Source organism: Collinsella sp. LCP21S3_A3, assembly GCF_052118905.1.
Lineage (GTDB): Bacteria > Actinomycetota > Coriobacteriia > Coriobacteriales > Coriobacteriaceae > Collinsella.
Genome location: NZ_JBQKGH010000047.1, coordinates 1 through 825, shown reverse-complemented (window position 1 = coordinate 825; position 825 = coordinate 1). Strand labels below are relative to the sequence as shown.

At 63.5% G+C, this 825-nt stretch carries 1 protein-coding gene; it reads right to left on the bottom strand.

The annotated features are described in order from the left end of the window. Window positions 1–825 (bottom strand): hypothetical protein (locus tag ACTQ0H_RS09270; RefSeq protein WP_441548085.1); only part of this gene is annotated, 825 nt, incomplete at both ends.

Genomic DNA, 825 nt, shown 5'->3' with positions numbered 1-825 from the left:
TCGGGGGAGATGTGGGCGCAGCCCAGCTCGCGCAGCGCGGACTCGATGGCGGCGGGCAGCGGGGTCTTGCCCTCGGCATTGACGGTAGCACCGCCGAGAGCGGCAATCTTGGCGACATCTGCGTGAGCGGCTTCGATACGCATGCAGCCGCCGACCAAGCGCGCGCGAACCTGCGACAGACCAAGATCGTGCAGGTAGTCCTCGCAGGCGCGGATTAAATCGACCTTCTCGTGCGTAAGCTCCTCGCCTGTGGGGACGCGCGTGGCAAGACAGGCTCCCGCCGGCAGGCTCCAAACGGGATAGCCCCATGCGCGCAGCAGCTCGCGCTCTTCGTCCTTGGTAAAGCCGACCTCCATAAGAGGGGAGCGTACGCCGAGCTCTTTGGCAGCGCGCATGCCGGGACGGTAGTCACCGCGATCGCTTGCATTGCTGCCATCGATGACGGTGGGAAAGCCGAGCGACTTAGCGTGGTTGACGATGGCGGTAAAGCCGGCGTGCTTGCAGTGGTAGCAACGGTTGGCGTCGTTGCAGGCTACTTGGGGGAGCTGCAGCTGATCGACCGAAAGATTGAGCACGGGGAGCTTAAAATGCGGTCCCTCATTGGTTTGCCTGTCAACGGATCGCTCAAACGAGGTCTGTTCGGGCGTGCCGATGAGCGGCGTGGTGAGGTGAACGAGAAGCGTGCTGGCAGGCATGATGCGGGCGCAGACCGCGGCCAAAAAGCTGCTGTCGACGCCACCGGAAAAGCCGATGGCGACGCGTCCGTATGCCAAAAGCAGCTGTTCGAGCGCCGCGAGTTTGTCCTGAAGCTCCTTTGCAGGTGCG